At 64.2% G+C, this 24,869-nt stretch carries 20 protein-coding genes; 14 read left to right on the forward strand and 6 right to left on the reverse strand.

The window, feature by feature from the left end; translation table 11 throughout:
- The first annotated feature begins 3 nt into the window (after nucleotides 1-3).
- The 3 genes from F2P44_RS20495 to F2P44_RS20505 all read left to right on the forward strand — a co-directional run bounded on the left by F2P44_RS20495 (nucleotide 4) and on the right by F2P44_RS20505 (nucleotide 2,783).
- Nucleotides 4-945 (forward strand): hypothetical protein, encoded by a 942-nt coding sequence (locus F2P44_RS20495; protein ID WP_167088902.1) that lies wholly within the window; start codon nucleotides 4-6, stop codon nucleotides 943-945.
- Between the two features lie 108 nt (nucleotides 946-1,053).
- Nucleotides 1,054-2,046: an ArdC family protein gene (locus tag F2P44_RS20500; protein ID WP_167088903.1), complete on the forward strand. Its 993-nt coding sequence runs from the start codon at nucleotides 1,054-1,056 to the stop codon at nucleotides 2,044-2,046.
- Nucleotides 2,047-2,429: 383 nt separating this feature from the next.
- Nucleotides 2,430-2,783: a hypothetical protein gene (locus F2P44_RS20505; protein ID WP_167088904.1), complete on the forward strand. Its 354-nt coding sequence runs from the start codon at nucleotides 2,430-2,432 to the stop codon at nucleotides 2,781-2,783.
- Between the two features lie 105 nt (nucleotides 2,784-2,888).
- Here F2P44_RS20505 and F2P44_RS20510 read toward each other — a convergent pair whose 3' ends face one another.
- The gene (locus F2P44_RS20510; protein WP_223165074.1) at nucleotides 2,889-4,196 is read right to left on the reverse strand and encodes a carbohydrate-binding protein; all 1,308 of its coding nucleotides are present in this window, start codon (nucleotides 4,194-4,196) and stop codon (nucleotides 2,889-2,891) included.
- Between the two features lie 556 nt (nucleotides 4,197-4,752).
- Between F2P44_RS20510 and F2P44_RS20515 the strand changes: the two genes are divergently transcribed.
- The gene (locus F2P44_RS20515) at nucleotides 4,753-5,220 is read left to right on the forward strand and encodes a hypothetical protein (RefSeq protein WP_167088905.1); all 468 of its coding nucleotides are present in this window, start codon (nucleotides 4,753-4,755) and stop codon (nucleotides 5,218-5,220) included.
- 125 nt (nucleotides 5,221-5,345) lie between these two features.
- Here the strand turns inward: F2P44_RS20515 and F2P44_RS20520 are convergent, their stop codons facing one another.
- Nucleotides 5,346-6,017, reverse strand: coding sequence for a hypothetical protein (locus tag F2P44_RS20520; RefSeq protein ID WP_167088906.1), 672 nt, complete (start codon nucleotides 6,015-6,017; stop codon nucleotides 5,346-5,348).
- Nucleotides 6,018-6,273: 256 nt separating this feature from the next.
- Here F2P44_RS20520 and F2P44_RS20525 point away from each other — a divergent pair, with 256 nt between their 5' ends.
- From F2P44_RS20525 to F2P44_RS20535, 3 genes are read left to right on the forward strand one after another with little or no spacing between them, the layout of a single operon-like run.
- Nucleotides 6,274-6,705: a hypothetical protein gene (locus F2P44_RS20525; protein ID WP_167088907.1), complete on the forward strand. Its 432-nt coding sequence runs from the start codon at nucleotides 6,274-6,276 to the stop codon at nucleotides 6,703-6,705.
- 5 nt (nucleotides 6,706-6,710) lie between these two features.
- A complete protein-coding gene (locus F2P44_RS20530) occupies nucleotides 6,711-7,088 on the forward strand; it encodes a hypothetical protein (protein WP_167088908.1) in 378 nt (125 codons plus the stop codon).
- Nucleotides 7,085-8,980, forward strand: coding sequence for an Lnb N-terminal periplasmic domain-containing protein (locus tag F2P44_RS20535; protein WP_167088909.1), 1,896 nt, complete (start codon nucleotides 7,085-7,087; stop codon nucleotides 8,978-8,980). The genes F2P44_RS20530 and F2P44_RS20535 overlap by 4 nt, the downstream gene beginning before the upstream one ends.
- Before the next feature lie 9 nt (nucleotides 8,981-8,989).
- On the opposite strand, the gene F2P44_RS20540 is transcribed toward F2P44_RS20535, so the two are convergent.
- On the reverse strand, nucleotides 8,990-12,295 hold the full coding sequence (locus F2P44_RS20540) for a DEAD/DEAH box helicase (protein WP_167088910.1): 3,306 nt from the start codon (nucleotides 12,293-12,295) through the stop codon (nucleotides 8,990-8,992).
- Nucleotides 12,296-12,827: 532 nt separating this feature from the next.
- Here F2P44_RS20540 and F2P44_RS20545 point away from each other — a divergent pair.
- Entirely contained in the window at nucleotides 12,828-15,683 is a 2,856-nt protein-coding gene (locus F2P44_RS20545; protein WP_167088911.1) for a UvrD-helicase domain-containing protein, read from the forward strand.
- A 17-nt stretch (nucleotides 15,684-15,700) separates the two neighbouring features.
- Here F2P44_RS20545 and F2P44_RS20550 read toward each other — a convergent pair whose 3' ends face one another.
- Nucleotides 15,701-16,252, reverse strand: a complete 552-nt coding sequence (locus tag F2P44_RS20550; protein WP_167088912.1) for a hypothetical protein — start codon at nucleotides 16,250-16,252, stop codon at nucleotides 15,701-15,703.
- 246 nt (nucleotides 16,253-16,498) lie between these two features.
- Here F2P44_RS20550 and F2P44_RS20555 point away from each other — a divergent pair, with 246 nt between their 5' ends.
- The 4 genes from F2P44_RS20555 to F2P44_RS20570 all read left to right on the forward strand — a co-directional run bounded on the left by F2P44_RS20555 (nucleotide 16,499) and on the right by F2P44_RS20570 (nucleotide 19,578).
- The gene (locus F2P44_RS20555; RefSeq protein WP_167088869.1) at nucleotides 16,499-16,702 is read left to right on the forward strand and encodes a hypothetical protein; all 204 of its coding nucleotides are present in this window, start codon (nucleotides 16,499-16,501) and stop codon (nucleotides 16,700-16,702) included.
- Nucleotides 16,703-16,761: 59 nt separating this feature from the next.
- A complete protein-coding gene (locus F2P44_RS20560) occupies nucleotides 16,762-17,154 on the forward strand; it encodes a hypothetical protein (protein ID WP_167088913.1) in 393 nt (130 codons plus the stop codon).
- Nucleotides 17,155-17,410: 256 nt separating this feature from the next.
- Nucleotides 17,411-18,538, forward strand: coding sequence for a DJ-1/PfpI family protein (locus F2P44_RS20565; protein WP_167088914.1), 1,128 nt, complete (start codon nucleotides 17,411-17,413; stop codon nucleotides 18,536-18,538).
- Nucleotides 18,539-18,573: 35 nt separating this feature from the next.
- The gene (locus tag F2P44_RS20570; RefSeq protein WP_167088915.1) at nucleotides 18,574-19,578 is read left to right on the forward strand and encodes a GlxA family transcriptional regulator; all 1,005 of its coding nucleotides are present in this window, start codon (nucleotides 18,574-18,576) and stop codon (nucleotides 19,576-19,578) included.
- Nucleotides 19,579-19,596: 18 nt separating this feature from the next.
- Here the strand turns inward: F2P44_RS20570 and F2P44_RS20575 are convergent, their stop codons facing one another.
- Nucleotides 19,597-20,133, reverse strand: coding sequence for a DUF2058 domain-containing protein (locus F2P44_RS20575; protein ID WP_167088916.1), 537 nt, complete (start codon nucleotides 20,131-20,133; stop codon nucleotides 19,597-19,599).
- 144 nt (nucleotides 20,134-20,277) lie between these two features.
- On the opposite strand from F2P44_RS20575, the gene F2P44_RS20580 reads away from it, so the two are divergent.
- A complete protein-coding gene (locus tag F2P44_RS20580; RefSeq protein WP_167088917.1) occupies nucleotides 20,278-21,213 on the forward strand; it encodes a CAP domain-containing protein in 936 nt (311 codons plus the stop codon).
- Nucleotides 21,214-21,243: 30 nt separating this feature from the next.
- Here F2P44_RS20580 and F2P44_RS20585 read toward each other — a convergent pair whose 3' ends face one another.
- Nucleotides 21,244-23,577: a DUF6351 family protein gene (locus F2P44_RS20585; RefSeq protein WP_167088918.1), complete on the reverse strand. Its 2,334-nt coding sequence runs from the start codon at nucleotides 23,575-23,577 to the stop codon at nucleotides 21,244-21,246.
- 476 nt (nucleotides 23,578-24,053) lie between these two features.
- On the opposite strand from F2P44_RS20585, the gene F2P44_RS20590 reads away from it, so the two are divergent.
- A complete protein-coding gene (locus tag F2P44_RS20590; protein ID WP_167088919.1) occupies nucleotides 24,054-24,854 on the forward strand; it encodes an HDOD domain-containing protein in 801 nt (266 codons plus the stop codon).
- Nucleotides 24,855-24,869 lie beyond the last annotated feature (15 nt).

Genomic DNA, 24,869 nt, shown 5'->3' on the forward strand with positions numbered 1-24,869 from the left:
AACGTGGCCACCACAAATAGAAAGTCCGCCAAGAAAGCAGCCGCACCCGCACCGCGGGACGCCTATATCAGTTTTAACAAGGACGAATGGAGTGCCTTAGAAAAACTCGGATTCCGCGAGCGCTGGGCCTACATGCAATTCAAATGGCTTGCCAATTTCAAGACCGGCATGGTGGGCAACTTCCGCAAGCAACGCCTGACCTTTCAGGACATCGCCAAACTCGTTACCGCGCCAGGCGTGCAAGGCAGGGGGATGGGCGACATTGACGACACTCAGGCTGCCGACTTCGTGCTTCGACTGGCAGCCGTCGGCTTGCTGGTGCGACACCCCAATCGAGACAATGGCGGCATTATGTTCGAGTTGCCGCTTTCGCCTATCGCGCGCCAGGCATCAGCACTCACAAACCAGGCCGTAGCGCCTGCTGTTCGGGGGGACGTTCCTGAACAGATTTTCCCGAATCCCCCCCGGCCAAAGAGCATCATTTCCCCGGACGACGACATCCCGCCATTTGACGAAAACCCAGCAGACATGGCGGTTGGCGATGCGTCCGACCTCTCTCTATCAGTAATGGCTTTAACAAAGTTAAAGAACAATACTGACGGCGCGCGTGCGGCTGACGCCGACGCAGCGCCGCCCAGCCGCGCCAACGGCGCGGCTGCCGCCTTGGAAAATCCGCACAAGCAGCCGCAGGCTGCCGCGCCGCTGATCGCGCGCGAAATCCATGCAGTCATTGCCGGGAATTGGACGTTTTCGCAAACCAATACGCCCGAGGCATGGTCCCTCTACACATCATGGGAGGACGCCGGCATAACCCTGGACGATTTGCACGCGGCAATGACCAGCCTCGAAGAAGATGCCAGCACGCCCGAGCTCACGCCAGTGAACCTAGCGCCCAAGCTCTGGTCAAAAGTAGTGGATGGCTGGGTTGAGCAATTAGCTGCCTGAACCCGCAAAGCGACCGGCGGCAGAGACACACAGATCGGGTTTTGCGATGGTATCCCGATAGCCAACCGACGTTGTAGTAGCACTGGCGCAACGCATCGAGAGAGAATCATGGACATCCGCCAGCAAATTACAGACGACATCATCAAAGCCATGGTGAGTGGAACTCCGCCCTGGCGTAAAAGCTGGTCATCGGGGTGCCTGCACCTAAATGCCAGCAGCGGGCAGATCTACAAAGGAATCAATCAGGTAGTGCTTGGCATGCAGGGCCAAGGCGATCCGCGCTGGTTGACATACAAACAGGCGGAATACATGGGCCTGCAAGTGCGCAAAGGCGAGCGCGGCACGCAAATCGTCAAGATGGTGGAAATCAACCGCAGACAGGCCGCCCAAGAAGCAGATGCTGGCGCCGACTTGCTGGCTGAGGACAGCACCAAGGCCTTGATCATGCGGGCCTATACCGTGTTCAACGCCAGCCAAATCGACGGCATGGCGCCCATGCCCGCGCGCGAATGCAATATCACTTGTGCCGATGCGGTAGAGCAAATCATCTTTGCGCTGCAACGCACCGGACTCAAAGTCAATTTTGGGCAAGGCTTCCAGCCCGCGTATTACCCGCGCACTGACGAGGTCCGCATTCCACCGGCCAGCGAGTTCAGCAGTTTGGAAGACTTCCACGCAACCCTTTTGCATGAGGCCGCAGGGCACTCGACCGGCCATCCAAAACGACTTGCGCGCCTGCACATGGACGCGCGGTTTGGCTCGTCGGAATACGCGCGTGAAGAATTACGAGCCGAACTGGTCAGCAGTATGATGCAGGGCGTCATCGGCTTGCCACCTGGCCCGACCATGATTGCCCAACATTCGGCCTATTTGGCGAGTTGGTTGCAGGCGCTAAAAAATGACAAGAACGAGATTTTTCGGGCCGCCGCTGATGCCCAGAAAATTTGCGACTATGTCGGTAAGCTGGCGGTCGAGGCCCAGCCTTTCACGGTCCAGGAGGCGACCGACGCCACACAGCGTGATGCCCTGATCGTAGCCGCAAAACGGTTCAACAATGTCGAGGTGGTGCACCAGCGTGCCCCGTATCGGGGGCCGAATTAAGAAGAAAAACGATTCCAAATGGCGGGGAATTTGGGTCAACTCTGTTGGCGCACCCAAGGCTTTGATTTCGCGGTAAGCGCGGCAAAGGAAAAACGGATAAAATCGGCGCCGGGGTGCACCAACTAGGTGGACCACCACATGGTTCGATTAGGAGTTCGGAGGTCGTTGATTTATAACGATTTTTTCGATTTGGTAGCCATTCCGCCCCGGGCCACCAAGAATAAATAGAACGCCACCTTCGGGTGGCGTTGTTGTTTGCGGCAAGCGCTAACCTCGTGTCTGGTTTACTTCCCGCCATCGGCGGATCACGCGAGCGGCAATGACCTTTTAGCGCCCTTCCGCCTTGTGCGGGTGGCACATTACTGAACAGAACTGGATTTCGCATGGACTCGAAACGGGAACGCTCTCTTTGCCAGGCTATCGAAACGGGCCTGATTGCGCAATACCGTATGCAGCCTGACATGACCGATGGACTATGCATCGTCGCTCTCGACAATGCGATCGTGGCCTTGAAGCAGAAATTCGGCTTCGCCAGGAACGAAACGGTCTTGAGCCGCCCAGCCATCGACGGCATCGTCGCGCACGTGGTCGAGCTTGGTGTCAAGCACATTGGCAATCAGGACGGGCTGACAATGAAGGACTATATTGCCGTTATCAACACGATCAGGAAATCGGTCATCCGCCATTCTGCCTGCGGCCCGCACGCCTACTTCAATTTTGTAAAAGACTACGTATAGGCAGCTGTCCGCGCTTGGCGGCCTCACCAGTTCCCTCCTGCTCAAGTAGACGGTCGAACTGCGCCATGAATGCCGGAGAGGATATGCTTCCTCTCCGGCGCTGGATTACTTGCGATAGACGCGAACGTAGTCAACCTGCATCCGGTTCGGGAAGGCGGTAGAGCCATCCGGGCTGCCAGGCCAGTTGCCGCCGACGGCCAGGTTAAACAGGAGGAAGTACGGCGCATGGAACTCCGACGTGCCGTTGATGCCGCCTGCGATATTGACTTCGTGGAACTTGCTACCGTCCACATACCAGCGGATCGCCGAGGCATCCCACTCCACGGCATAGACGTGGTACTGCGAGAAGTCCAGGTTGCCCGATGGGCCGCCATAATTGGCATACGCGTTGTTCTGATCCGACCAGTGGATGGTGCCATGCGTGACCGCTTCAGAATTGATGTGCTCCATGATGTCGATTTCACCACTTGCGGGCCAGCCCGCACTGGTGATGGAGTTACCCAGCATCCAGAAAGCCGGCCACGTGCCTTTGCCGGTCGGGATTTTCATGCGCGCTTCGATCCGGCCGTACTGCCAGCTTGCCTTGTTCTGGGTGGTAATCCGACCCGAGGTGTACTGCTTGCCCATATAGGCTTCCTTGCGCGCCTCGATGACCAGTTCGCCGCCGGTGACACGGATGTTCTCCGGACGTGCGGTGTAGTACTGCAGCTCGTTGTTGCCGCCGCCATCTCCGTTGACCTCGATGTTCCACTTCGCGGTGTCCAATGAGGTGCCGTTGAACTCGTCCGCCCAGGCCAAGGTCCAGCCGTCGGGTGGTGGCGTTGTGCCGCAACTTGCGCCGGCGATACTGATCCAGTTCAGGTTGAAGCCCGCGCTGCTGATGAACGTGCCCAGGTTGTACGTGCCGGCATTCACGTTAATCGTGCGCTGCACCGTGGTCCAGCTTTGCCAGCCGCCCGTTGCGGGAACCGCCGTGTTGCCCAGCGGGATCGTGCCTCCGTTAAGGTCGGCCGAAATCACTCCGCCTGCGGAAGGGGCCGCAACACGGTAGGCAATGGTATAGGCGCCGCTGGTCGGGAAGGTGACGTTGTTGTGTGCCAGCCATTCGCCGTTGGCAGTCCAGCCGACGTTATAACCGCCGCCGGTGTCGCTGGTCGCTTCAATATCGACGTTGTCGGTGCGGTATTGGTTCCCTGTATTGCCAGCAGTGGTGTCAAACGCGTTGGAATAATTTTCTGCCTGTAGCGTGCAGATGGCGGCGCTGGCATTGCCGATTGCGGACCTGGTGCCAGCCATGGTGCCTTTGGCACTCGCGGCATCGGGGCTCTCGTGCCCGGTGTTATCGCCACAACCGGCGATGGTGCCTGCAGTCAATAATGATGCCAGCAAGACGTTAATCGTCTTCATCTTCATGTTGAAAGTCTCCGTAGTTATAGTTGGGGTTTTACGTGCGGGCTACCACCACTTCCAGCCGAAGTCGTCATCAACAACGATGGCCATGGAAGCGTTTCCACAAATTGAGTATCCAGCACATTTGCCGTATTGTCAAAACCCGCACCCGCCTGAGGTCAGTTTTGGCCCGGTTCTGTCGGGTTTACGCCAAAGAGTTGCTTCGCGTCTTTAAGTGGTCCGCCCGGCGAATATTGCCGGGCGGATTGAGACATGCTCACCAGTGCCGTGGGCCAGGCCAGCGGGGAATGCAGCAGGATGCCTGCCCGATCCACTTTATTGTTTCAAGTCAGAATCACCATGGCTGTTGCAGCCGCCGGTCGTGTTTTTGTCCACTTCCATTTTATCGACGGTGAGGTGCCTGACGGCGGGGGCATGGGGCGCCGTCAATCAAGTGTTGTTTGGGCCGCCGGACATAGTCAACCCGGCTCGGCTCCATCGGGCAGCTATACTGCACCCGGCGGCCGTTTGCGGCCGCCGGTCCGCTCAAACGCTTTCCACCACCCGAGACCTCAATCACATGCGTACTTTTTCATACTGGCTATGCTTCGGGCTGGTCGTCCCTTCCTATACTGTCGGCCCCGTTTTAGCCTTGCTGCAACTGGCTGGAATGTCACCTCCTGGCGCGCAACTGTTTGGGCTACTCTCGCCGTTCGGCTCGCTCGTTCCCGGCGCACTTGGGTACTTCCTGCCGAGCATTCTGAGCTGGCTGCTGTTTCTCGTGATGCTTGCCCTTGTGGCGCGGCGCATCTGGCTTTGTTACGCCCGCGGAGAGCGCGTACCGCCGTCGTATGCCGGCCTGACTCAAGTGCTTGGCTATATTGGCACCGTGTCCTTCATTATTGCGGCCATTGTAATGGTGCTTGCCATCGTGTTGAAAGCCGGATCGGGCGTTCCCGCAGGGATGGCGCTGATACCCGCCATGTTCTGCATACCGTGGGCATTTTTTCTCACGGAGCTGTTCAGCTTTCGCAAGCGCGCTATGTAAGAACCAGAAAGAAGCAGAACGCCAGCCATGGGTTGGCGTTGTCACTGATCGCGCCCTCATCGCTCCGCGTCTCGGTACGATAAGGGCGAGGCGGCGACGATCAACCTCCCCGCTCGCAATCGGTATTAAACAGGCAGGTCGCCATCCTTGCGTCCCATGCCGGGCGCGATCTCCATTCCCATGCCAGCGCCTCCCATATCGCCGCCGCCCCCTGTATTGCCGGCCCTGCCAGCGTCGCCCTTGCCACGGCCACCGCTGCCCTGCGCGCGCGTCGGTCCTTGCAGCGGAATCATCACATCACCCGGTATCGGTGCCAGATCGAGGGCCGCACGAATAAAGCTGCGCAAGGAGATGTCCAGTTCGGCCGTGTGGATCGGACGGCCGGCCGCCAGATCGCCTGCCGCCTGTCCCGCCAGGCGGCAGTGCTCTTCCGTACCGAGCAGCAGAATATCGGCCAGCGCGGCTTCGACGGCGTCACGGATGCGGCGCGAACGCTCGGAACTCGATTTCCCATCTTGCGCACTGCGGTCGTCCGCGCCGGATGGCGCGCTGCCGCGCAAGTCGCGCAAATGCGTCGGATCGACCGTCAGTTGCCCGGTAAACGACCCGCCCAGGGTGCGATAAGCGGAAATGAGCGTTTTGAGCCGCTCGTTGATCTGGCGGTTCATGCGCTCGCGCCGTTGCTGAATCGTTTGCATCATGAGCATGCGAATGCCCACACCAAGCAAGGTGAAGATCGCCAAGCCGACGATGGTGCTCATCCCCCCTTGCCACGAACTGAAATCCATCATGCGCATCCTGGCCTCGACAGCTGTTTTCAATAAAAAGCAGTGTACCTGCCGGGCACAAAATGGCGCGGCGCAGTCGATTTGTGTGCCGGTGTGCGAGCACGCCACAGCGCGATGTGCAAAAGCGACGAACGCGCGGGAATAAGCCCTCTCCCTCTTTAATACTTTTGGTAGCTGTGATATCCTTAGGGAAATATTTCTTGGCGATAAATAACATCTCCGCCAAGCTCCTTATCCCCTGTCCAGATAGTCCGAAAGATTCACGATGACGCGTTTTTCCCTGAAGTTCACCCCCGCGTTCGCCATGGCTGCGGCCGCGCTTGCCCTGAGCGGCTGCGCCAGCATGCACTCCGGCACTACCCAGCAAGTCAAAGTATCCAGCAATCCTGCGGGCGCCACCGTCTACACCGCAGTGAAGACCACCGATAGCCAGGGCAACGAAAGCGTGACCAACAAGGTCCCCGTCGGCGTCACCCCGCTGACGGTCACCCTGTCGCGCAAGCACGGCGCCCTGTTTGTCGAAAAAGCCGGCTTCGCACCCACCGAAGTGGCGCTGACCACCAAGATGAACCCATGGATGTGGGGCAACATCCTCCTGACCAGCCCACTGAGCACCTCGATCGATACCTCGACCGGCGCCGCGCGCGAATACGATCCCGGCGAATACATGATCGACCTGCAACCGGTCGCCAGGTAAGCCACATGGGCGCCATGAGCACACTGGCCGCCCTTGCCCTGACCGGGCTGCAAGCCGGTGCATCCGCGCCCTCCTGCGGCTGCGCCCAGTTCGCTGTTGACGCCGGCCCTGCCGCGTCAAGCCCGGCGCTTCTCTCCGCCGACGCCCGCGTCCTGCGCAACTTCGCCCTGTTTTCCCACCGCCGCATTGGCGCCGATCTGATCCGCAAGCAGGGACCGTATCTGCAAACCCTCGCCGCCTATTTCCCGCACTGCGCCGATGGCGCGCTCAAACTCGCGTGGCTGCGCCAGACGCTGGCCAGCGCCAGCGATACGCGCCTGTTCGCCGAGCGCCTTGCGCAGCAATACGACAGCGGCCGCACCTGCGCCGTCCCCAAAGAATGAACCGGCTGCGCCGCGTCCTGGCCGGCGCCTGCCTGGGCGTGTGCGCCAGCCACCCAGCGCCGGCGGCCGGCGCTTCACTGGAAGACGATGCGCGCCAGGTCGCCGACCAACAGATCGCCAGTGACCCCGCCTGGCTGGCACTGTTGCACTACCGCGCACGCAGCGACGGCAGCAGGCGCAGCCAGGCCGATCGTCCGCAGTTTTTCCTGTCCCCCGAAGGCAAAAGCTCGCCCGCCGCCGAGCTGCTGGCCGCGGTGGCGGCGCTCCACGCGCCCGCCCAGCGCCAGGATTTCGCCTGCCGCTTCCCGGCGCGTTACGAATGGCTGCGCATGCGGCTGGGAGACGACGGTGCCGACGGCGCCATCGAACGATGCCCGCAGCTGTCGCAATGGCTGGCGGGCTTTGCGGGCCGGCGCATCAGCATCAACTTCGCCTCCGCTTATCTGGAAAACCCCTCGTCCACCTTCGGCCACACCTTCCTCAAGATTTACCAGCATTCCAACAGCGAACTGCTCAGTCCCACAATCAACTATGCAGCCCGCACCGAGGCGCGCGACAGTGCGCTGGCGTTCGTGTTCAAGGGCCTGTTCGGCGGCTTCCCCGGCGTGGCCGACGAGCTGCCCTTCTACCGCCGCCTGCGCACGTATACCGAGAGCGAAGGCCGCGACATTCACGAGTACGAACTCGCGCTCACGCCCGCCGAAGTGCGGCGCGTGCTCCTGCATACCTGGGAAATCAAGGACGGCGCCTTCGACTACGCCTTCCTGCACGAAAACTGCGCCTATCGCACGCTCACCCTGATCGACGTGGCGCGCCCGCATGCCGGTCTGCTCAAGCGTTTCGGCATGCTGACGGTGCCGGTCGACACCATCCGCGCCCTGCGCGCTGCCAGCATGCTCGGCGCGCACCGGGTATGGCCATCGGCCCCCAAGCGCGTGCGCGATTTTGAAACCCAGGTGACGGCGCAGGACGCCGCCGCCGCACACCGGATTGCGCTCGGCCAGGCCGGCATCGACCAGATCGTCGCGCTGCCATCGGCGCGCCGCGCTGGCGCGCTGCAACTGGCGTATGAATATGCGTCCGTCCTGATCGACCGCGACGAAGGCGAGCGCGCCACGCGCAAGGACATCCTCGGCGCGATCACCAGGGCGCGCCTTGAGCTCGACGATCCCGAGCCGCTCGCCAGCCGGGCCGAACCCGCAACGCCGGAAGACGGCCACGATGGCGGCCTGATGGCCATCGGGGCACGCCAGCGCGCGCGGCAGCGCAGCGTCAGCCTGGAGTACGCGGCATTCCAGCACACGCTGACCAATCCCCTGCCCGGCTACGAACCGCACGCCGAGATCACCGTGCTCAATCCGCAACTGCAAGTGCACGGCCAGCAGGCCCGCCTGCGGCGCATCGACTGGCTGGTGGCGCAGTCGGCGATTCCTTCCTCGACCCTGTTCCAGCCACGCGCCTGGCGCCTGCAACTGGCCACCCGTAGCGAGTCCTATCTTGAGCGCGATCACATGGCGACCAGCGTGGCCTACCATTCCGGCATGGCCTGGCGGCTGGGCGGCGACACGGTGTTCTCGCTGCTGCCCGGCGCGCGCGTGGAAGCCGGCGCCGGCCTGCCCCACCATGCCGGCGTGGCAGGCGCGCTGCACGCGGCAGCCACGCGCCAGGGGGCGCAATGGTCGGCCCAGCTGGAGCTGCAAGCCGAAAAATTCATCGCCGGCACCACCTTGCGGCGCCTCGGCGCCCGCGCCACTGGCGAGTTCAGGCTGTCGCGCAATCTGTCGCTTGCGCTCGGCGCCGGCCGGATCTGGGCACCGCGCCACGTGTCCGAACTGAACGTGAGCCTGAAGTGGCGCCAGCGCAGCCTAGCCAATCCGCTGGAGCGCGACTGAGCGCCGCTCTCAGGCCGGTGCCGCCTGCACGCTCAAGGGCGCAAAAATGGCCTGCAGGTCGTCCTGGGTGATCTGCAAGCCCTGGGTGTCGCCGCCGCTGAGCACCGCGCTGGCCAGCGCAGCCTTCTTTTGCTGCATCTCCTGGATTTTTTCCTCCAGCGTGGCCTTGGCGATGAGCTTGTAGACGAAGACCGGCTTGTCCTGGCCGATGCGCCAGGCGCGGTCGGTCGCCTGGTTCTCCACCGCCGGGTTCCACCAGGGATCGTAATGGATTACGGTGTCGGCCGCCGTCAGGTTCAGGCCCACGCCACCCGCCTTCAAGCTGATCAGGAAGACTGGCACCGCACCGCTCTGGAACGCCGCCACCTGGGCGCTGCGGTCCTTGGTGTCGCCCGTCAGCAAGGCATAGCCGATCTTGCGCGCACGCAGCTCGTCCTCGATCAGCGCCAGCATGCTGGTAAATTGTGAAAACACCAGGATCTTGCGGCCCTCGTCCAGCAACTCTTCCAGCATGACGGTCAGCTCCACCAGCTTGGCCGACTGCGCGCCGCTCTTGCGCCCGCCGGACAAGCTCACCAGGCGCGGATCGCAGCACACCTGGCGCAGCTTGAGCAAGGCTTCCAGGATGACGATCTGGCTGCGCGCCACGCCCTTGCTGGCAATCGCCGCGCGCACCTTCTTGTCCATCGCCAGGCGCACCGTCTCGTACAGGTCGCGCTGGGCGCCGTCCAGGGTGACTTCCCTCAGCATTTCCGTCTTGGCCGGCAATTCCTTGGCCACATGGTCCTTGGTGCGGCGCAGCAGGAATGGCTTGATGCGGCGCGTCAGGAAGGCGTTGCGCCCGGCATCGCCGTCGCGCTCCACGGGCTTGCGGAAGTCGCTGTTGAATTGCTTTTCGTCGCCCAGCAAGCCGGGCAGCAAGAAATGAAATTGCGACCACAGTTCGCCCAGGTGGTTTTGCAGCGGCGTACCGGTCAGGCAAAGACGATGGCGCGCGCGCAGCAGGGTGGCCGTCCCGGCGGCCTTGGAGCGGTGGTTCTTGATGTATTGCGATTCGTCCAGGATCAGCAAATGGAACTCCTGCTCCAGCAACGCCGCTTCGTCGCGCGCCAGCAGCGCATAGGTGGTCAGCACCAGGTCGTGGCTGCCCATCGCGCCGAAGCGCCCGGCGCGCTCGGCGCCATGCAGCAGCAGCACGCGCAAGGTCGGCGCGAAGCGCGCCGCTTCCTCCTGCCAGTTGCCCATCAGGCTGGTGGGCGCCACCACCAGGGCCGGGCGGTCCAGCCGCCCCGCTTCCTTTTCCAGCAGGATGTGGGACAAGGTCTGGATGGTCTTGCCCAGGCCCATGTCGTCGGCCAAAATGCCCGCCAGGCCGTATTCGCGCAGAAACTGCATCCATGCCAGGCCTTCTTGCTGGTAATTGCGCAGCGTCGCTTGCAGGCCGCGCGGCGGCGCCACCGCCTGCACGCCGCCAAATCCCGCCAGGCGCCGGCCGAGGGAGCGCAGCGTCTCGCCGCCCATCCAGCGCAGCCGGGCGCTGGCCTCGAGCTCGGCCAGGCGGGCCGCGTCCAGGCTGGGCAGGCGAATGGCATTGCCGATGCGTTCGAGGAAATACAGTTCGCCCAGGGTGGCCAGGATCGGCCGGATGCGGCTCCAGGGCAGGCCCACGCGGCCGCCGCCGGGCAGGCGCGCCATCAACACCTCGCTGTCGGCATGGGCCGCCAGCGCCTGTGCATCGAACTGCGCGGGCGCGCCGCGGATCAGTTGCAACAGGATCGGCAGCAGGGGGACGCGCTCGCCGTCGACCACGATCCCCAGTTCCAGCTCGAACCAGGCATTGCCTTCGCCGCCCTGCTCGACGGCGGCGTACCAGTCGTCGATCTGGCGCACGTCGAAGCGGAAGCTGGGCGCCAGGTCCAGCAGCCAGCCTTGCGCGCGCAGGGCCGGCAAGCCGCTGCGCCCGAAGGCGAGCCAGGCGTCGCTGCTGGCCAGTTCCAGGGCCCCGAAGAAATGCTCCAGCGCGGGCGCGCTGCTGCCCTGGAAGCCGTAGCCTTCCAGGGTGGCATGGGCGAGCGCTTCGGCGCGCCGGTCGCGCTCGATCCGCTCGCTGCCGCTGGCCGTGGTGCGCATCAGCACCTGGCTGGCATCGACCGAGGCGCGCTTGCCATCGTAGTCGAAGGCCAGCACCGCGTAATCGTGCCAAGCCGATTCACGGCCGCCGTGGATACTCTGTTCCATGCTGCCCAGCAAAAGATAGGGGGTCGGGTGGATATCGTCGCGCACCGTCAATCCCATGGCCGGCGGGAGCGGCATCAGGCGGTCCAGCTGCAAGGCTTGCATCTCGGCGGCGAGGCGGACCGCTTGCACCGCCTCGACCTGGGGCGCCTGCTTTACCATGTCCAGCAAGGTTGCGGCGGGCAGCGCGCGCAGCGCGGCCGGCATCTCGAGTTCGCCCAGCTGGCCGTCGTGGAGATACATCGGCGGATCGGTCGGGAGGATCGTGCCGATGGGGCCGCCTTCGGCTTCCCATACCAGGCGCATGACGCTGTTCTCGGGGCGCCAGGCGAGCGCGGCGGTGCGGCGCGCACCGCGTACCAGCGGCCGCATCTTGCCTTTGAGTTCCTTGCGCGAGCCGGCCTGCAGCAGCAGGCCCTCGTCCAGCAATTGAGAGAGCAACTGCGCGCCCAGCGCCTCGCGCGGCTGCGCCACCGTGCCGTAGCTGTCGCCATCGGGACGCAGGGCCAGGAACAGGCGCACCAGGGCCCGCTGGCGCGCGCCGGAAGCGTCGACCGCCAGCTCGTAGCAATGGCTGATCGCGGTGGCGCTGGTGTAGCCACCGCCGGGGCGCGGACGCGAGCGGCACACCACCAGCTCAAGCTCGCCCTGCTTGCCGGGAATGAATACGAAGACCAGCTGCGACGCCACCTTGTCCACCGCCGCCTCGCGCTGCGGCAAGCTGCTAGCCTGGACCAGACGGTCGAGCCAGGCCGAGCTGGCGTACGGAAGGGCGGCGCCGGAGGGGACCTGGACCGCCTGCTGTTCAAGGTAGGCATACAGCACGGCGACCACATGCTTGCAATTGTATTCCATGGGGCAAGTGCAATTGCCGTCGATCATCACCCCGCCATCGTCGCTCACATAGACCGTTTGCTCATACACGTAGCGGCCGCTGCCGCCGACCACACCCTCGATGTCCTCGCCGCTGACGTGGCAGGCATGCACTTTCCCGCGCCTGAAATAGTCGCTGCCGCGCTCGCAGGTTGCGTCGTCTATATTGTCATGAATGTCGGCCTGGTCGAAGTATGGGATCTGCATGTGGGATGTCGGTTAACGGAAAAGAGCCGCTATTATCGCCGCAAGCGGGCACTCCCTGCATCAGACCTGTGCAAGACGATTTGGTTCACGACGGGTGCGCCCGCGCTTTTTTTGAAGCGAAAAAAAAGCCACCCGAAGGTGGCCTTTCATCCGCAGCGGCACCAGCGCGCCGCGCCCGCTCCGGCCTTCCGGCCGGGCGCCCTGCCTCAGTTAAAAAGGAAATACAGCACCACCAGCACGACGGTTGGCACGCCCAGCATCCATCCAATGACATATTTACCCATGATCTTGCTCCCTTTAATGTTGTGTGATGTCGATGGGTCCAGAATGCCCTGAAAAACCGGTCTGGTCCGTACGCTACATCACGCAACAGCCGCACCGGCGCCAGGCCCCGCCGGCCGGTGTGCGCCATGCGCCACCCTTTGCCGGCCCCTGCCCCTGCGCCAACGCGTTCATTTCCGCGCCTCACACTGGCTCGCCCCGCTAAGATATATATAGCCACTGAAAAAATCGCCACCAGCGCGCCATCCCCATGCACATCCTTGAATACAGTAACTTTTGCCCGCCCCGCAACAAAGCCCACTACGACAAGGTGCGGCAAGCCATCGAACGCGACGATTTTCGTGCGGTCGATGTCAAGAAACTGGCCAACCTGACCCCCGCCAAGATCTATCGCGCCAAGCTCGACTACGCCGACCGCCTGCTGTTCTCCACCATCCGCTACCGCGGCGTAGTCTACGCGCTGCTGCTGGAAGTGATCGAACAGCACGACTACGCCAAGTCGCGCTTCATGCGCGGGGCCCGCATTGACGAGAACAGTATTCCCGCAGTCGACGCGGCCGAGGCCATCACGCAGGCGGCGCCCATCCCCTACCTGCATCCGCAACGGCGCCAGCTGCACTGGCTCGACAAGGTGATGTCGTTCGACGATGCGCAGCACGCCATCTACATGCAAAACGCGCCCCTGGTCATCGTCGGCAGCGCCGGCAGCGGCAAGACCGCGCTGACGCTCGAAAAAATGAAGCAGGCCCAGGGTGACGTCCTGTACGTGACCCACTCGGCCTACCTGGCGCAGTCCGCGCGCGATCTGTATTACGCCGATGGATTCGAACCGGCAGGCCAGGAAGCGACCTTCCTGTCCTACCGCGAATTTCTCGAATCGGTGCGGGTCCTGCCCGGCCGCGAGGCCACCTGGCGCGACTTTTCCGCCTGGTTCGCGCGCATGCGCCAGCAATGCAAGGGCATCGACGCCCATCAGGCATTCGAGGAAATCCGCGGCGTGCTGGCCGCCGATGCCGCCGCCGTGCTCACGCGCGAGCAATACCGCGCGCTAGGCACGCGCCAGTCGATCTTTGGCGCGGCCGAACGCGATACCGTCTACGATTTGTTCGAGCGCTACCGCGCGTGGCTAAAGCAGGCTCAACTGTTCGACCTGAACCTGGTGGCGCACGACTGGCGCGCCGAGGTGCAGGCGCGCTACGACTTCGTGGTGGTCGACGAGGTGCAGGACCTGACCGTGGCGCAACTGGCGCTGGTGCTCCGCGCGCTCAGGAAGCCGGGCCAGTTCCTGCTGTGCGGCGACGCGAACCAGATCGTGCACCCGAATTTTTTCTCCTGGAGCAAAGTCAAATCCCTGTTCTGGCGCGACCCCGAACTGGCCGAGCGCCAGCAGTTGCAGGTGTTGCGCGCTAATTTCAGGAACAGCACCCAGGTCACGCGGGTGGCCAACACGCTGCTGAAAATCAAGCACCGGCGCTTCGGCTCGATCGATCGCGAAAGCAATTTCCTGGTCGACGCCGTCAACCAGGAAGCGGGCGCGGTCAGCCTGCTGGCCGACAGCGATAGCGCGCGGCGCGAGCTGAACGCGCAAACGCGCCGCTCCACCCGCTGTGCGGTGCTGGTGCTGCGCGACGAGGACAAGGAGGAAGCGAAACAGCACTTCGACACGCCGCTGATCTTTTCGGTCCACGAAGCCAAGGGCCTTGAATACGACAGCATCGTGCTGTTCCGCTTCATCTCCGACCACCGCGCCAGGTTTGGCGAGATCGCCGACGGCATCAGCGCGGCCGACATCGCCGGCGACGATCTGCAGTACAGCCGTGCCCGGGACAAGTCCGACAAGTCGCTCGAAATCTACAAGTTCTATGTCAATGCCCTGTATGTGGCCTTGACCCGCGCCGTCCGCCATGTTTACCTGGTCGAATCGGACGCCGCGCATCCGCTGTTGCGCCTGCTCGATATGACGCAGACGGGCGCGGCGCCCAAGCATGATACGCCCGCGTCCAGCCTGGAAGACTGGCAAAAGGAAGCGCGCAAGCTGGCCTTGCAGGGCAAGCAGGAACAAGCCGACGCGATCGAGCGCCTGATCCTCAAGAGCACCCCGGTGCCCTGGCCGGTGTTCGACGAAGCCAGGTTGCGCGAGAGCCTGTCCAAGGTGTTCCGCGAGCACGCCGCCGGCAGCAAGCACAAGGGCCAGCTATACGAGTATGCCGCCTGTTTCGACGAATCGGTCCTGGCCGACGTGCTGGCGCGCTGCGCCGGCTACGGGCAGGCCTACCATTTCCGCAAGCTCGGCGCAACGCTCGGGCGGCGCCACTACATGCCCTATTTTTCGCGCAACATCAAGGATGTGCTGCGGCTGTGCGACAAGCATGGCGTCGAGCATCGCACGCCGATGAACCAGACGCCCCTGATGGCGGCGGCGGCCGGCAACCTGCCCCTCATCGAGGCCTTGCTGGCGCGCGGTGCCGACCTGTCCGCCACCGACCACCTGGGCCGCAACGCGCTGCACTGGGCCATGGCCACCGCCTTGCGCGACCATGCCTACGCCAGCGGTCCGTTCGGCGCTGTCTACCAGCTGGTGGCGCCACCCTGCATCGACGTCATGGCCGGTGAGCGCCTGGTGCGCATCGACCGCCGCCAATCCGAGTATCCGCTGTTTCAAACCATGTGGGTGCTGTTCAAGTCCTGCTTTGGCCGGGCCGATGCCGGCGAGCGCGGCAGCTTCGACGCCGGCATGCTGCTGGCGGCCTACGAAAAATGGCCATCCACGGTGCTGGCGCCGGAACGCGGCAAGCGCGCCTTTATCTCGGGCGTCCTGGCGCGCAACGAGGTCAGCCGCGACTATGCGTACAACCGGCGCCTGTTCAAACGCTTGTCGACCGGGCGCTACCAGTTCAATCCGGCACTGGCGCTGCGCCAGCCGGGCCAGGAAGGCGATGGCTGGCATGCCGCGTTTGCCCTGCTGAACCTGCCCCTGGTCAAGGAACTGGCCGATCCTGGCTACGCCGACTACATCGATTCGCTGCTCAAGCTTGCCGGAATGCCCCCTGCGGGCGAACCGCTGTGGCACACGGCCATCATGCGCCACAGCGGCCATGCGTCATGAGCGTGCCGGCGAGCCGATCAGCGCGCAACGGACTTCAGGCAGGCTTGCGCCTGGCCATCGGCGGCGGCCCTGGCCGCCGCATTGGCGGCGCCCGAGCTCGCGTCGACCACGTTCACGACACACGCCGTGTTCTTGCCGATCTGCGCCACCACCAGGACCGGGCGCCGCTTCGGGCGCTCCGGATCGCTTTGATCCATCACCGTCAGGCGCACGATCAATGCCACCGGAACCGTCTTTCCGCCGATCCTGGCAACCCGCCACTCGGCCTTTTTCCCTAGCGTGGAAAAGCCCTGGGTGACAACATCCCAGTAATCGAGCGCGACGATCCGCGCCTCCGGGCTCACGACATCAATCGAATTTCGCCCATCGTCGTCCAGGATACGCAGGCGGTAATCGCCCACGCCGGGGCATGTCAATGTGTAGGCGCCACTGGTTTTGTCATCGACCGATTTCTTGCATGCCTTGCCAGCGATGTCGGTGTACACGCTGCTCAGGTTCGTGCGCGCACACGCCCCGGCACTCAAGCCGGCTGCCAGCGCAGCCACGAGTGCCATCAAGCGAATGTTCATGAAGGTCCCTTCGTTGGAGTTTCAGATAGCGGGAGTCTACTCTCTCGCCACCCTGATCCCGGACACCCTCGGTTGCGCCACCATCGCCTGCCACGACCGCTTCGGCGTCAGCTGGCCTGGTTGTAAGCAAATACAGCAAGTTGTAAGCACGTGTAAAGGCCGTCAACTCAACGGTTGCGGGCGGCGTTTTCAGCTCAGTGACACGGCAAATGTGCACCGAACCTCAACCCAGAAAAAGGACTGACCATGAAAAAAGTAATCGCTACCCTGACCGTCGGATTGTTCGCCAGCGCCGCATTCGCGCAGTCCCCGACACCGGCTACGGCACCAGCAACACCGGTAGCGAAGGCTGAAGTAAAGGTTGAAACCAAAGCCGAAGTCAAAGCACCAGCACAGGATATCAAGACCGCCGTCGAAGCCGCCAAACCGGCTGCGCAGGCAAGCAAGTAAGCAAGACGCTTCATACAAACAAAATAAACCGTTTATACCAATTCCAAGGAAACCACATCATGAAAAAAACTATCGCTACCCTGATCACCGGCCTGTTCGCTACCGCTGCTTTCGCTCAAGCTCCCGCTCCTGCCGCCCCAGCTGCCCCGGCCGCGAAAACCGAAGCGCACGTCGTTAAGACCGAATCCAAGGAAACCAAGGTCGTCAAGACCGACACCAAGGATGCGCACGTGGTCAAGACCGACACCAAGGAAACCACGGTCACTCCCGGTGCCAAGGAAGAAGTCACCACCACCACCAAGACCGAAGTAAAAACCCACAAGAAGTCCGCCAAGGCCCACGCCAAGGCAGCGAAAGTAGCCATGCCAGCGGAAAAAACCGCCAGCACCCCAGCGCCAGCAGCAGCGCCGGTCGCCACGCCAGCCGCAGCCCCGGCCCCGGCAGCCAAGTAATCTCGCGCCGCTCCCCGCTGCGGCGGGGATGGTCTTGAGCGCCTTCGCGTCAAGTACAACGCCAACCCATGCAGGTTGGCGTTGCTGTTTCCGGCGCCGATGTTCCCGGCCGGCCGGCGGCACCGTGGCGTAAATTGACTGTATTTTGTCATTTACGCCAAAACTACCTCCTCGTAAGATAGCCCTGCTACCCGCTGGCCTCGACGTTTGCGCCGGCGTCGCGCGACTATTTGATGGCCTGACAGGAGTTTCAACCATGACTGGATTCACCCGCCTCGTGCTCATTGCACTTGCCTCCCTCGCCTTGACGGGTCCATCGATCGCCCAGGAGGGCGCGCCTGTCGTGGCGCCGGCCGTGGCCAGCGTCCGGCCCGGCGAAAAAATCGACACCTACGCGCCGCGCTTCGGGCGCACTCGCCCCGTCATCGCAGTCGTTGGCGAAAACAGCGGCACGGTGATGTCCGACTTCGTGCTCCCCTATGGCGTGCTGGCCCGATCCGGCGTCGCCGAGGTGGTCAGCGTGGCCACCCACGCCGGGCCGCTGCACCTGCCTCCGTTGAAAATCAATCCGGACAATACCGTCGCCCAGTTCGACCAGCGCTATCCCGACGGTGCCGATTATGTCGTCGTTCCCGCCATGGCAAAGAACGATGACCCGGCCCTGCTGGCCTGGGTCGGCGCCCAGGCGGCAAAAGGCGCGACCATGGTCAGCATCTGCAATGGTTCGATCGTGCTGGCCAGGGCCGGCCTGACGCGCGGCCACCGCGCGACCGGCCACTGGAGCACCCACCAGGCGCGCGTGGCCAGCTATCCGGACACCGTCTGGGTGAAAAACGCGCGCTACGTCGCCGATGGGAAAATCGTCTCGAGTGCCGGCATCAGCGCGGCGATTCCAGCCTCCCTGGCCCTGGTCGAAGCCATTGGCGGCACCGAACGCGCGCAGGTCCTGGCCACGCAGCTCGGCGTTGGCGACTGGAGCAGCGCGCACGATAGCGACGCGTTTCGCATCACCTTCGGCGACCGCGTGACGGCCGTCACCTCGTATTTTCTGCGTCCCAGCCAGGATATCGGCATTCCCGTGGCCCCCGGCGTGGACGAACTGGCGCTCTCGCTCAGCGCCGACGCCTACACCGCCACCCTGCGCGCGCGCGTCCATGCGCTGGCGCAGTCCGACGCGCCGCTCAGGACCCGCAACGGCTTGATGCTGGTTCCCGACATGGTCGCCGGCCAGGGCAGGCAGCTCGACTGGGTACTGCCCGAATTCGACGCCACCCCGTCCGTCCGGGTGCTCGACAAGGCGCTCGACGACATCACTGCCCGCTACGGCGTGGCCGCCGCCCGTTTCGTCGTGCTGGAAGCGGAGTATCCACGCCAGGCGCGATAATGCGTTTTCGGCATTGGCTTACATAAGGAAACCGCATGCCTGGTTCGACAACGCGGCGCATCGTCTTTCTCGCTTACGAAGACATGAACTTGCTCGACCTGGCCGGTCCGCTGCAAGCCTTCGCCACCGCCAACCGGCTTGGCCAGGCCGCCGGCGCGGCGCTGCCGTATGACACCGTCGTCGCTTCCGTCGGCGGCGGCAGCGTCATGTCCAGCGCCGGGCTGGCGGTCGACACGCGGGCCCTGGCCACGCTGGACGGAACAGATATCGATACGCTGATCGTCGCGGGCGGCTGCAAGGGCGAGGAATTCACCGTCTGCCCCGACCTGGTGGCCTGGATCGCCCGCCACGCGGCCGGCGCGCGGCGCGTGTGCTCGGTATGCAGCGGCGCTTTCGTGCTGGCCGCCACCGGCCAATTGGACGGGCGCCGCGTGGCGACCCACTGGGCCTGGGCCGAGCGCCTCCAGCAGCGCCACCCGCACGTGCGGGTCGATGCGGATGCCCTGTTCATCCAGGATGGCGCGCTCTGGACCTCGGCCGGCGTCACCGCCGGCATCGACATGAGCCTGGCGCTGATCGAAGCGGACCACGGCCACCAGATCGCCATCCAGACCGCGCGCCAGCTGGTGATGTTCATCAAGCGCGCCGGCGGACAATCGCAATTCAGCGTGCCGCTGGCCACGCAAGCGCGCGACGACGGCAATTTCGCCAGCTTGCATTCCTGGATCGCCAGCCACATCGACCAAGACCTCGGCGTGGCCCGGCTCGCGGCGATGGCGAACATGTCGCTGCGCACCTTCGTGCGCGTCTACACTGCGACGGTGGGCCGCACGCCGGCCAAGACCGTCGAGGCGATCCGCATGGAAGCGGCTTGCCGGGCACTGGAATCGAGCACCCTGCCCCTGAAAGCCATTTGCCTCAAGATTGGCTACGCCGAAGAACAAACGCTGCGCCGGGTTTTTCTCCGCAATTTCGGCGTCAACCCGCTGCAGTACCGCGCCCGCTTTTCGGAACGCGCGGGACCTGTCCGCGCGCCCTGAGCGGCAGCCGGATGCCCGTTACCACATCAGGTCATCGGGAATCTGGAACGCCGCGTACGGATCGTCCGCATCGACTTCGGTACTGGTTTTATTCACGCGCACCACGATCGAGGCATCGCGCTCGGCGATTTTATCGGCAATCACGCGCGGCACCAGTTCGGTCGAATCGCCCTGGCGAATGATCACCAGGCGACCGGCCACCAGGTGCGCCTGGACCGCGGCCGATACGTAGAAACGCTCGATCTTGTTGTTGTGCGTGAAGTTGTACGCGATATCGCCATTGCCCTTGCTCTGGCGATTCTTCTGCACCATCTGGGTGATCTGCGCGCCGATCGCTTTTTCGTTGGCCGCCGCATCGCGCTGGGCATTGAGTTCGCGCGCCCGCTCGGCGTTCTTGCGCTGGGTTTCGAGGGCGGCCAGGCGCGCTTCGTCGACGCTCTCGGTACCGGTGCGGCGCTCGACCTTCTTCTGCTTGTTCTTGTCCTGGTTGGCCTGTTTGACCTTGTTTTTGTCGACCAGGCCGGCTTTCAAAAACTGCTCTTGTAACGAGGCCATATGCACTACTCCGTAAATGAGGTTCGCCGGACCGGGCGATGGCGCCGGCCGCTGGAAAAGCGATAGCATAGCAAACATGCCGGCCCCGATGCCCGGGAATTGGCGCAATCGACCTGTCCGGCGGCCGCTGTTAGAATCGCCGCCATGACCATCCTCGTTCCCCACACCGTCCCGCCACACGGCGCCATCCGCAGCCGGCTGCGCTGGCTGGCCGCCAGCCTGCTCCTGGCCGCACTGCCTGCGAGCGCCCAGCCGCGCACCGTGCTCATCGGCTTGATCAACGCGTACCGCGCCGCGCCGCACGCCTGCCAGGGCCGCAGCATGGGGCCGGTCGCGCCGCTGGCGCCCCATCCGGCCCTGTCCAACGTGCAGATCGGGACGGGGACCCTGCTGGCCCCGGCCCTCGCGCGCGCCGGCTATCCGGTGGCGCAAGCCGACGCGATCTTTGTGGCGGGTGTGTCCGATCCCGTGCGCGTCATGGCCAGCATCGAACGCAGCTATTGCAAGACGCTGCTGAGCACGCAATTTTCCGAGATCGGCGCCAGGCGCACCGGCGACAGCTGGCTGATCGTGTTGGCCCAGCCGGCCCCGCCCTCGGCCGCCTCGCGCCTGCCGCCGCCGCGCGAAGCCGGACAGCGCATCCTGGACGCGGTCAACCAGGCCCGCGCCAGCGCCCGCAACTGCGGCGCGCAGCCGTTCGAGGCCGCGCCGCCGCTGGCCTGGAACGAGGAACTGGCAAGCGCGGCGCTGGGCCACAGCGGCAACATGGCCAGGCAACGCTATTTGAGCCACGCGGGCAAGGATGGCCGCATGGTGGGCGAACGCGCGCTCGAGGCCGGCTACCGCTGGCGCCGCATCGGCGAAAACATCGCGGTCGGGCAAGAATCGGCCGCGGACGCAGTCGCCGGATGGCTCACCAGCCCCGGCCATTGCGCCAATCTGATGGATGCGCAATTTACCGACATGGGCGCCGGCTACGCCGTCAACCACGCGGGCGACAGCCCGCGCGTCTACTGGACCCAGGTGCTGGCGGCGCCCGCCGAGCCGATGCCGGAAGCATCGGGCGACGCGGCCAGGTAGGCCGGCGCCGCGCCGCGCGCCGCTGCGCTGTCACCAGCGCGCCGGGCGGCCCTGGTCGCCGAAGCGATAATCGCATACGCCTTGCGGAAAAATCCGCTCCAGCCATTCCTTGTCGCGCGCGCTGAAGCGGGCGGCCTCCGGATAAGTGCCATCCCTGAGCGCCGCCGCCACCGGTTTCAGCTTGCACTTGAAGATATCGCCCTTGACCGCGTCGCCGGCCACCATGCGCGGACTGGCGTACACGGGAAAGGCGGCGCTGCAGGCGCCTTTCGGCTGCTGGTTCAGGATGCCGTCCCAGACCGATGCGCCGGCCGCGATCACGGCGCCGCTGGCATCAAAACAGGCGTCCGCAAATTGGGCGGGCGCGCTGCCCGTGCTCAGGTAGCGGTCCAGCACCCCCAGCGCATCGATGACGTGCGCCGGCTGGTCCGCCGCGGGCGTGGTAAACCAGATCACCTGCTTGTTTGCCGCCGCGCGGTTGGCGTCCAGCAGGCGCGCGCGCACCGAAAAAGCCTGGCGCGCGTTGTGCATATTGAGCACCGGTTCCAGGTAGGGCCGCACATCGATCATCGGAATGCCCAGCCGCTGCCCGGTGAACACATGCCCGGATGTGTAGGCCGCGTGCATTGCCGACAGCTCGCCCGCGCGCCGGGGCGCGGGCAGGCCGGCCGGGTCGCGGCAGGTGGCGCTGCGCTGCATGTTGCGCGCGTCGAACGGGTCGGCGGCGCTATCCCACATGACGAACTGCGAGGGCGCTTTCCAGCTGCCGACGCAGGCATTGATGCGCAAGAATTCATCCTTGCCGATCCGCCCCGCCAGCAGCGCGCCAAGCCCGTACTGCAGGCCGACGTTGTCGATCGAATTGGGCGCAAAGCCTTGGCTGTCGGTGCCGTAGATATGGGCCAGGTCGTTCCAGTGCGTCCATTTGACCTTGGCGAAGACATCCGGCGGATACCCGTAATTCTGGGCCACCAGCTCGTAGCGCGGGTCTTTATAGACCGGATTGACCACGGTCGGCACCGCGCCCTGCCAGCCGTTGATGCACTCGGTCGATCCCGGCTTGTCGTTGATGGGATTGACCACCGTATCGCTGGCATTGCTGCCCTCGATCAGCGCGCGCCGGCTCCAGGTCTTCCACGCCGAGGCGGGATCGAGCGCCACCTCGTCGCTGAAATACTGCTCCAGCAGCGGGCAGTCGGCCACCGGAATCGTTTGCGTGACCATGTCCGGATACGATTGCACCGGAATGCCGGCGTCCAGCAATCCCGGCCGGTTTTGCGCAAACAGATACTGCTGCACCGCCCCGCCCGAGCCGCCGATGCCGATCGTGAAGGCCGGCTGGCCGACCGCCTCGATGAAGCGTTCCTTGGTCATCATGGCCGTTTCTTCCGCCAGGCGCATGTTGTAGTGCACGCCCGCCTCATTTCCGGACGAATTGGCCACCGCATACCCCTGCGCCAGTACCCGGGAAATGATCTGGCGCTCGATGCCGCGCATGCCGCTGCTGAACCAGATCGCCGTGCCCTGCTGATGGCCGATGCCCACGCCGCCGCGCAGCCAGTACACCAGCTTGCGGTTCCAGGCCGTGGTATCGAACTGCGGCGCCGCATCGGCGCGCCCGGCAAATGGCGCCAGCATGGCGATGGTGTACGCGAAGCGGTTGATGGTGCCGGCTTCGACCCGCACCACGAACGGTACGCTGGCGCCGTTGAGGGTGATCGTTTTCAGGTCGGCCGGCGGCTTGGCGTAGCCGGTGGCGGCGTCGAACGGCTTGAAGCTCTCGCCGGTGTGGTAAAAGTAGTGGATCTGCGGCTTGATGGCGCAGTACCGGCTGTACCCGAGCACGCGTGTGCCGGGCGCACCGACGCCCGGCGCATCGACGCCCGGCGCATCGAACACCGGATGGCCGATGCCGTCCTGGTTATCCACCAGCGGCTGGCCCAGGCCCGATTCCTGGGTGCGGCACACGAAAGGCTGCTGCTGCGGACCGGTAAACATCGGGCCCGTCACCGGGTAGTTGGTCAGCACCAGCGAATCGGATACCGCCCGCCCGCTGTCATTCACGTACGTCACCTCGAGCACATTGTCGCCGTCCGCCAGGCCGGACACCACGCCTTCCACGCGCGTGCCGGCGGCCGTCAGGGGGGGATCGATGCGCTGGCCGTTGAGCCGGAAGAGCAGCTTGCCATGCGCGTCGCCGGCCACCGCGACAGCGATGCGGGCGTCGCCGCCCGACACATACTGGGGCGCGCTGGAGAGCACCGTCAGGCGCAAGCGGGTGTCCGGCGCATGCGCGGCGCCCCCGCATCCCGTCAGTCCGATTGCCGCGAGCGCACAGGCGGCGGCCCTTGTCCAATGATTCATGGCGTCTGCTCCTTGGGTGGTTGTCCGGTACCAAAGCCTTGTTCATCTTGCTCTGCGACTCTCTCCAAGCATTGACTAAAATCAATGTCGTAAGGCATCAGTTTAGCCTTTTACAGCGCTAAAACAACACCTTTGCATGATGCGTTTGAGCACCGTCGCGAAACCTTCATGCAGCGTGGATGCAATAGTCCCTAGCGGGATTGCACATCCGGCGCGCGCGCATGGCCGCGCAAACAGCTGGGGGCGCTTCGGGCCGGTCCGCCACGCTGCGGATTTTGTTTGCATGGGGCATTACTCATAGTAGACTGATTCATCAACGCAAGCTGGGGAAACCGAAGCATGCCTGCCCATGTCCGCACCGCCGTTCACCCATCGACGCGCCTGGCCCACCCCGGCGGCGCCGCCCTTGTCCTGTCCAAGCTGTTCCGTTTGCCTCCCCGTTCACCACGCCGCGACTGACCATCAAAGGAAGCACTATGTCCGAACTCTCCGCATTTTTTCAGAACGTCAAACTCCCGGTGATCTCCGAAGTGGCCCATTCCCTCATCAAGACGCTCGATGATGAAGATGCCTCGGCCAAGTTGATCAGTTCCATCATCGCGCGCGATCCGGCGCTCACCGCCAAGCTGATGCGCCTGGCCAACAGCGCCCGTTTCGGCGTCTCGCGCGGCGTCAATTCGCTCGACGACGCCATCGCCATGACCGGCATGTCGCACGTGCGCACCCTGGCGCTGGCGGCCTGCTTCGCCGAAACCTTCCCCGACTTGCCGGGCCTGGACAGCGATGAATTCTGGAAAAGCAGCATGGCGTGCGCCGGCTATGCCAAGTGGCTCTCGGGCAGCCTTGGCAGCGATGGCCAGGATGCCTGGCTGGCGGGGATGATGGTGCGCCTGGGCGAACTGCTGATCTACCAGGCCGAACCGACCGCATTCGCGGAAATCGAACAGCAGCCGCACCTGCCCGGCGCGCGCTGGGAGCGCGAACAGCGTTTGCTGGGTTTTTGCGAAGGTGAAATCACGGCCGAGCTGGGGCGGCGCTGGAACTTCCCCGAGACCATCGTGCGCGCGCTGGCATGCTCGTCGGACCCGCTGGAGGCCCATCCGTTCAGCAAGCTCGGCGGCATCATCCACCTGGCCAGCCTGCTGGCCGATACCCCCAGCGACGACCCGGAGATTCTCGACACGCTGCCGCAGGACCTCGTCACGGCCCTGCAACTGAACCGCGAATGGATGAAAGCCAAGTTCCCATCGCACGATTCGTTCTCGGCGGCGCCGTAGGCAGCGCCGCGTCCT

It is taken from the genome of Massilia frigida (genome assembly GCF_011682175.1).
GTDB lineage: Bacteria > Pseudomonadota > Gammaproteobacteria > Burkholderiales > Burkholderiaceae_D > Telluria_A > Telluria_A frigida.

Excerpts from the sequence above, each read along its gene's own strand:
- F2P44_RS20540 (WP_167088910.1), bottom strand. The coding sequence starts at position 12,295 with ATGCAGATCCCATACTTCGACCAGGCCGACATTCATGACAATATAGAC.
- F2P44_RS20590 (WP_167088919.1), top strand. The coding sequence starts at position 24,054 with ATGTCCGAACTCTCCGCATTTTTTCAGAACGTCAAACTCCCGGTGATC.
- F2P44_RS20550 (WP_167088912.1), bottom strand. The coding sequence starts at position 16,252 with ATGAACATTCGCTTGATGGCACTCGTGGCTGCGCTGGCAGCCGGCTTG.
- F2P44_RS20585 (WP_167088918.1), bottom strand. The coding sequence starts at position 23,577 with ATGAATCATTGGACAAGGGCCGCCGCCTGTGCGCTCGCGGCAATCGGA.
- F2P44_RS20535 (WP_167088909.1), top strand. The coding sequence starts at position 7,085 with ATGAACCGGCTGCGCCGCGTCCTGGCCGGCGCCTGCCTGGGCGTGTGC.
- F2P44_RS20510 (WP_223165074.1), bottom strand. The coding sequence starts at position 4,196 with ATGAAGATGAAGACGATTAACGTCTTGCTGGCATCATTATTGACTGCA.
- F2P44_RS20575 (WP_167088916.1), bottom strand. The coding sequence starts at position 20,133 with ATGGCCTCGTTACAAGAGCAGTTTTTGAAAGCCGGCCTGGTCGACAAA.
- F2P44_RS20515 (WP_167088905.1), top strand. The coding sequence starts at position 4,753 with ATGCGTACTTTTTCATACTGGCTATGCTTCGGGCTGGTCGTCCCTTCC.
- F2P44_RS20520 (WP_167088906.1), bottom strand. The coding sequence starts at position 6,017 with ATGCGCATGATGGATTTCAGTTCGTGGCAAGGGGGGATGAGCACCATC.
- F2P44_RS20570 (WP_167088915.1), top strand. The coding sequence starts at position 18,574 with ATGCCTGGTTCGACAACGCGGCGCATCGTCTTTCTCGCTTACGAAGAC.
- F2P44_RS20500 (WP_167088903.1), top strand. The coding sequence starts at position 1,054 with ATGGACATCCGCCAGCAAATTACAGACGACATCATCAAAGCCATGGTG.
- F2P44_RS20560 (WP_167088913.1), top strand. The coding sequence starts at position 16,762 with ATGAAAAAAACTATCGCTACCCTGATCACCGGCCTGTTCGCTACCGCT.
- F2P44_RS20545 (WP_167088911.1), top strand. The coding sequence starts at position 12,828 with ATGCACATCCTTGAATACAGTAACTTTTGCCCGCCCCGCAACAAAGCC.
- F2P44_RS20565 (WP_167088914.1), top strand. The coding sequence starts at position 17,411 with ATGACTGGATTCACCCGCCTCGTGCTCATTGCACTTGCCTCCCTCGCC.
- F2P44_RS20580 (WP_167088917.1), top strand. The coding sequence starts at position 20,278 with ATGACCATCCTCGTTCCCCACACCGTCCCGCCACACGGCGCCATCCGC.
- F2P44_RS20530 (WP_167088908.1), top strand. The coding sequence starts at position 6,711 with ATGGGCGCCATGAGCACACTGGCCGCCCTTGCCCTGACCGGGCTGCAA.
- F2P44_RS20505 (WP_167088904.1), top strand. The coding sequence starts at position 2,430 with ATGGACTCGAAACGGGAACGCTCTCTTTGCCAGGCTATCGAAACGGGC.
- F2P44_RS20525 (WP_167088907.1), top strand. The coding sequence starts at position 6,274 with ATGACGCGTTTTTCCCTGAAGTTCACCCCCGCGTTCGCCATGGCTGCG.
- F2P44_RS20555 (WP_167088869.1), top strand. The coding sequence starts at position 16,499 with ATGAAAAAAGTAATCGCTACCCTGACCGTCGGATTGTTCGCCAGCGCC.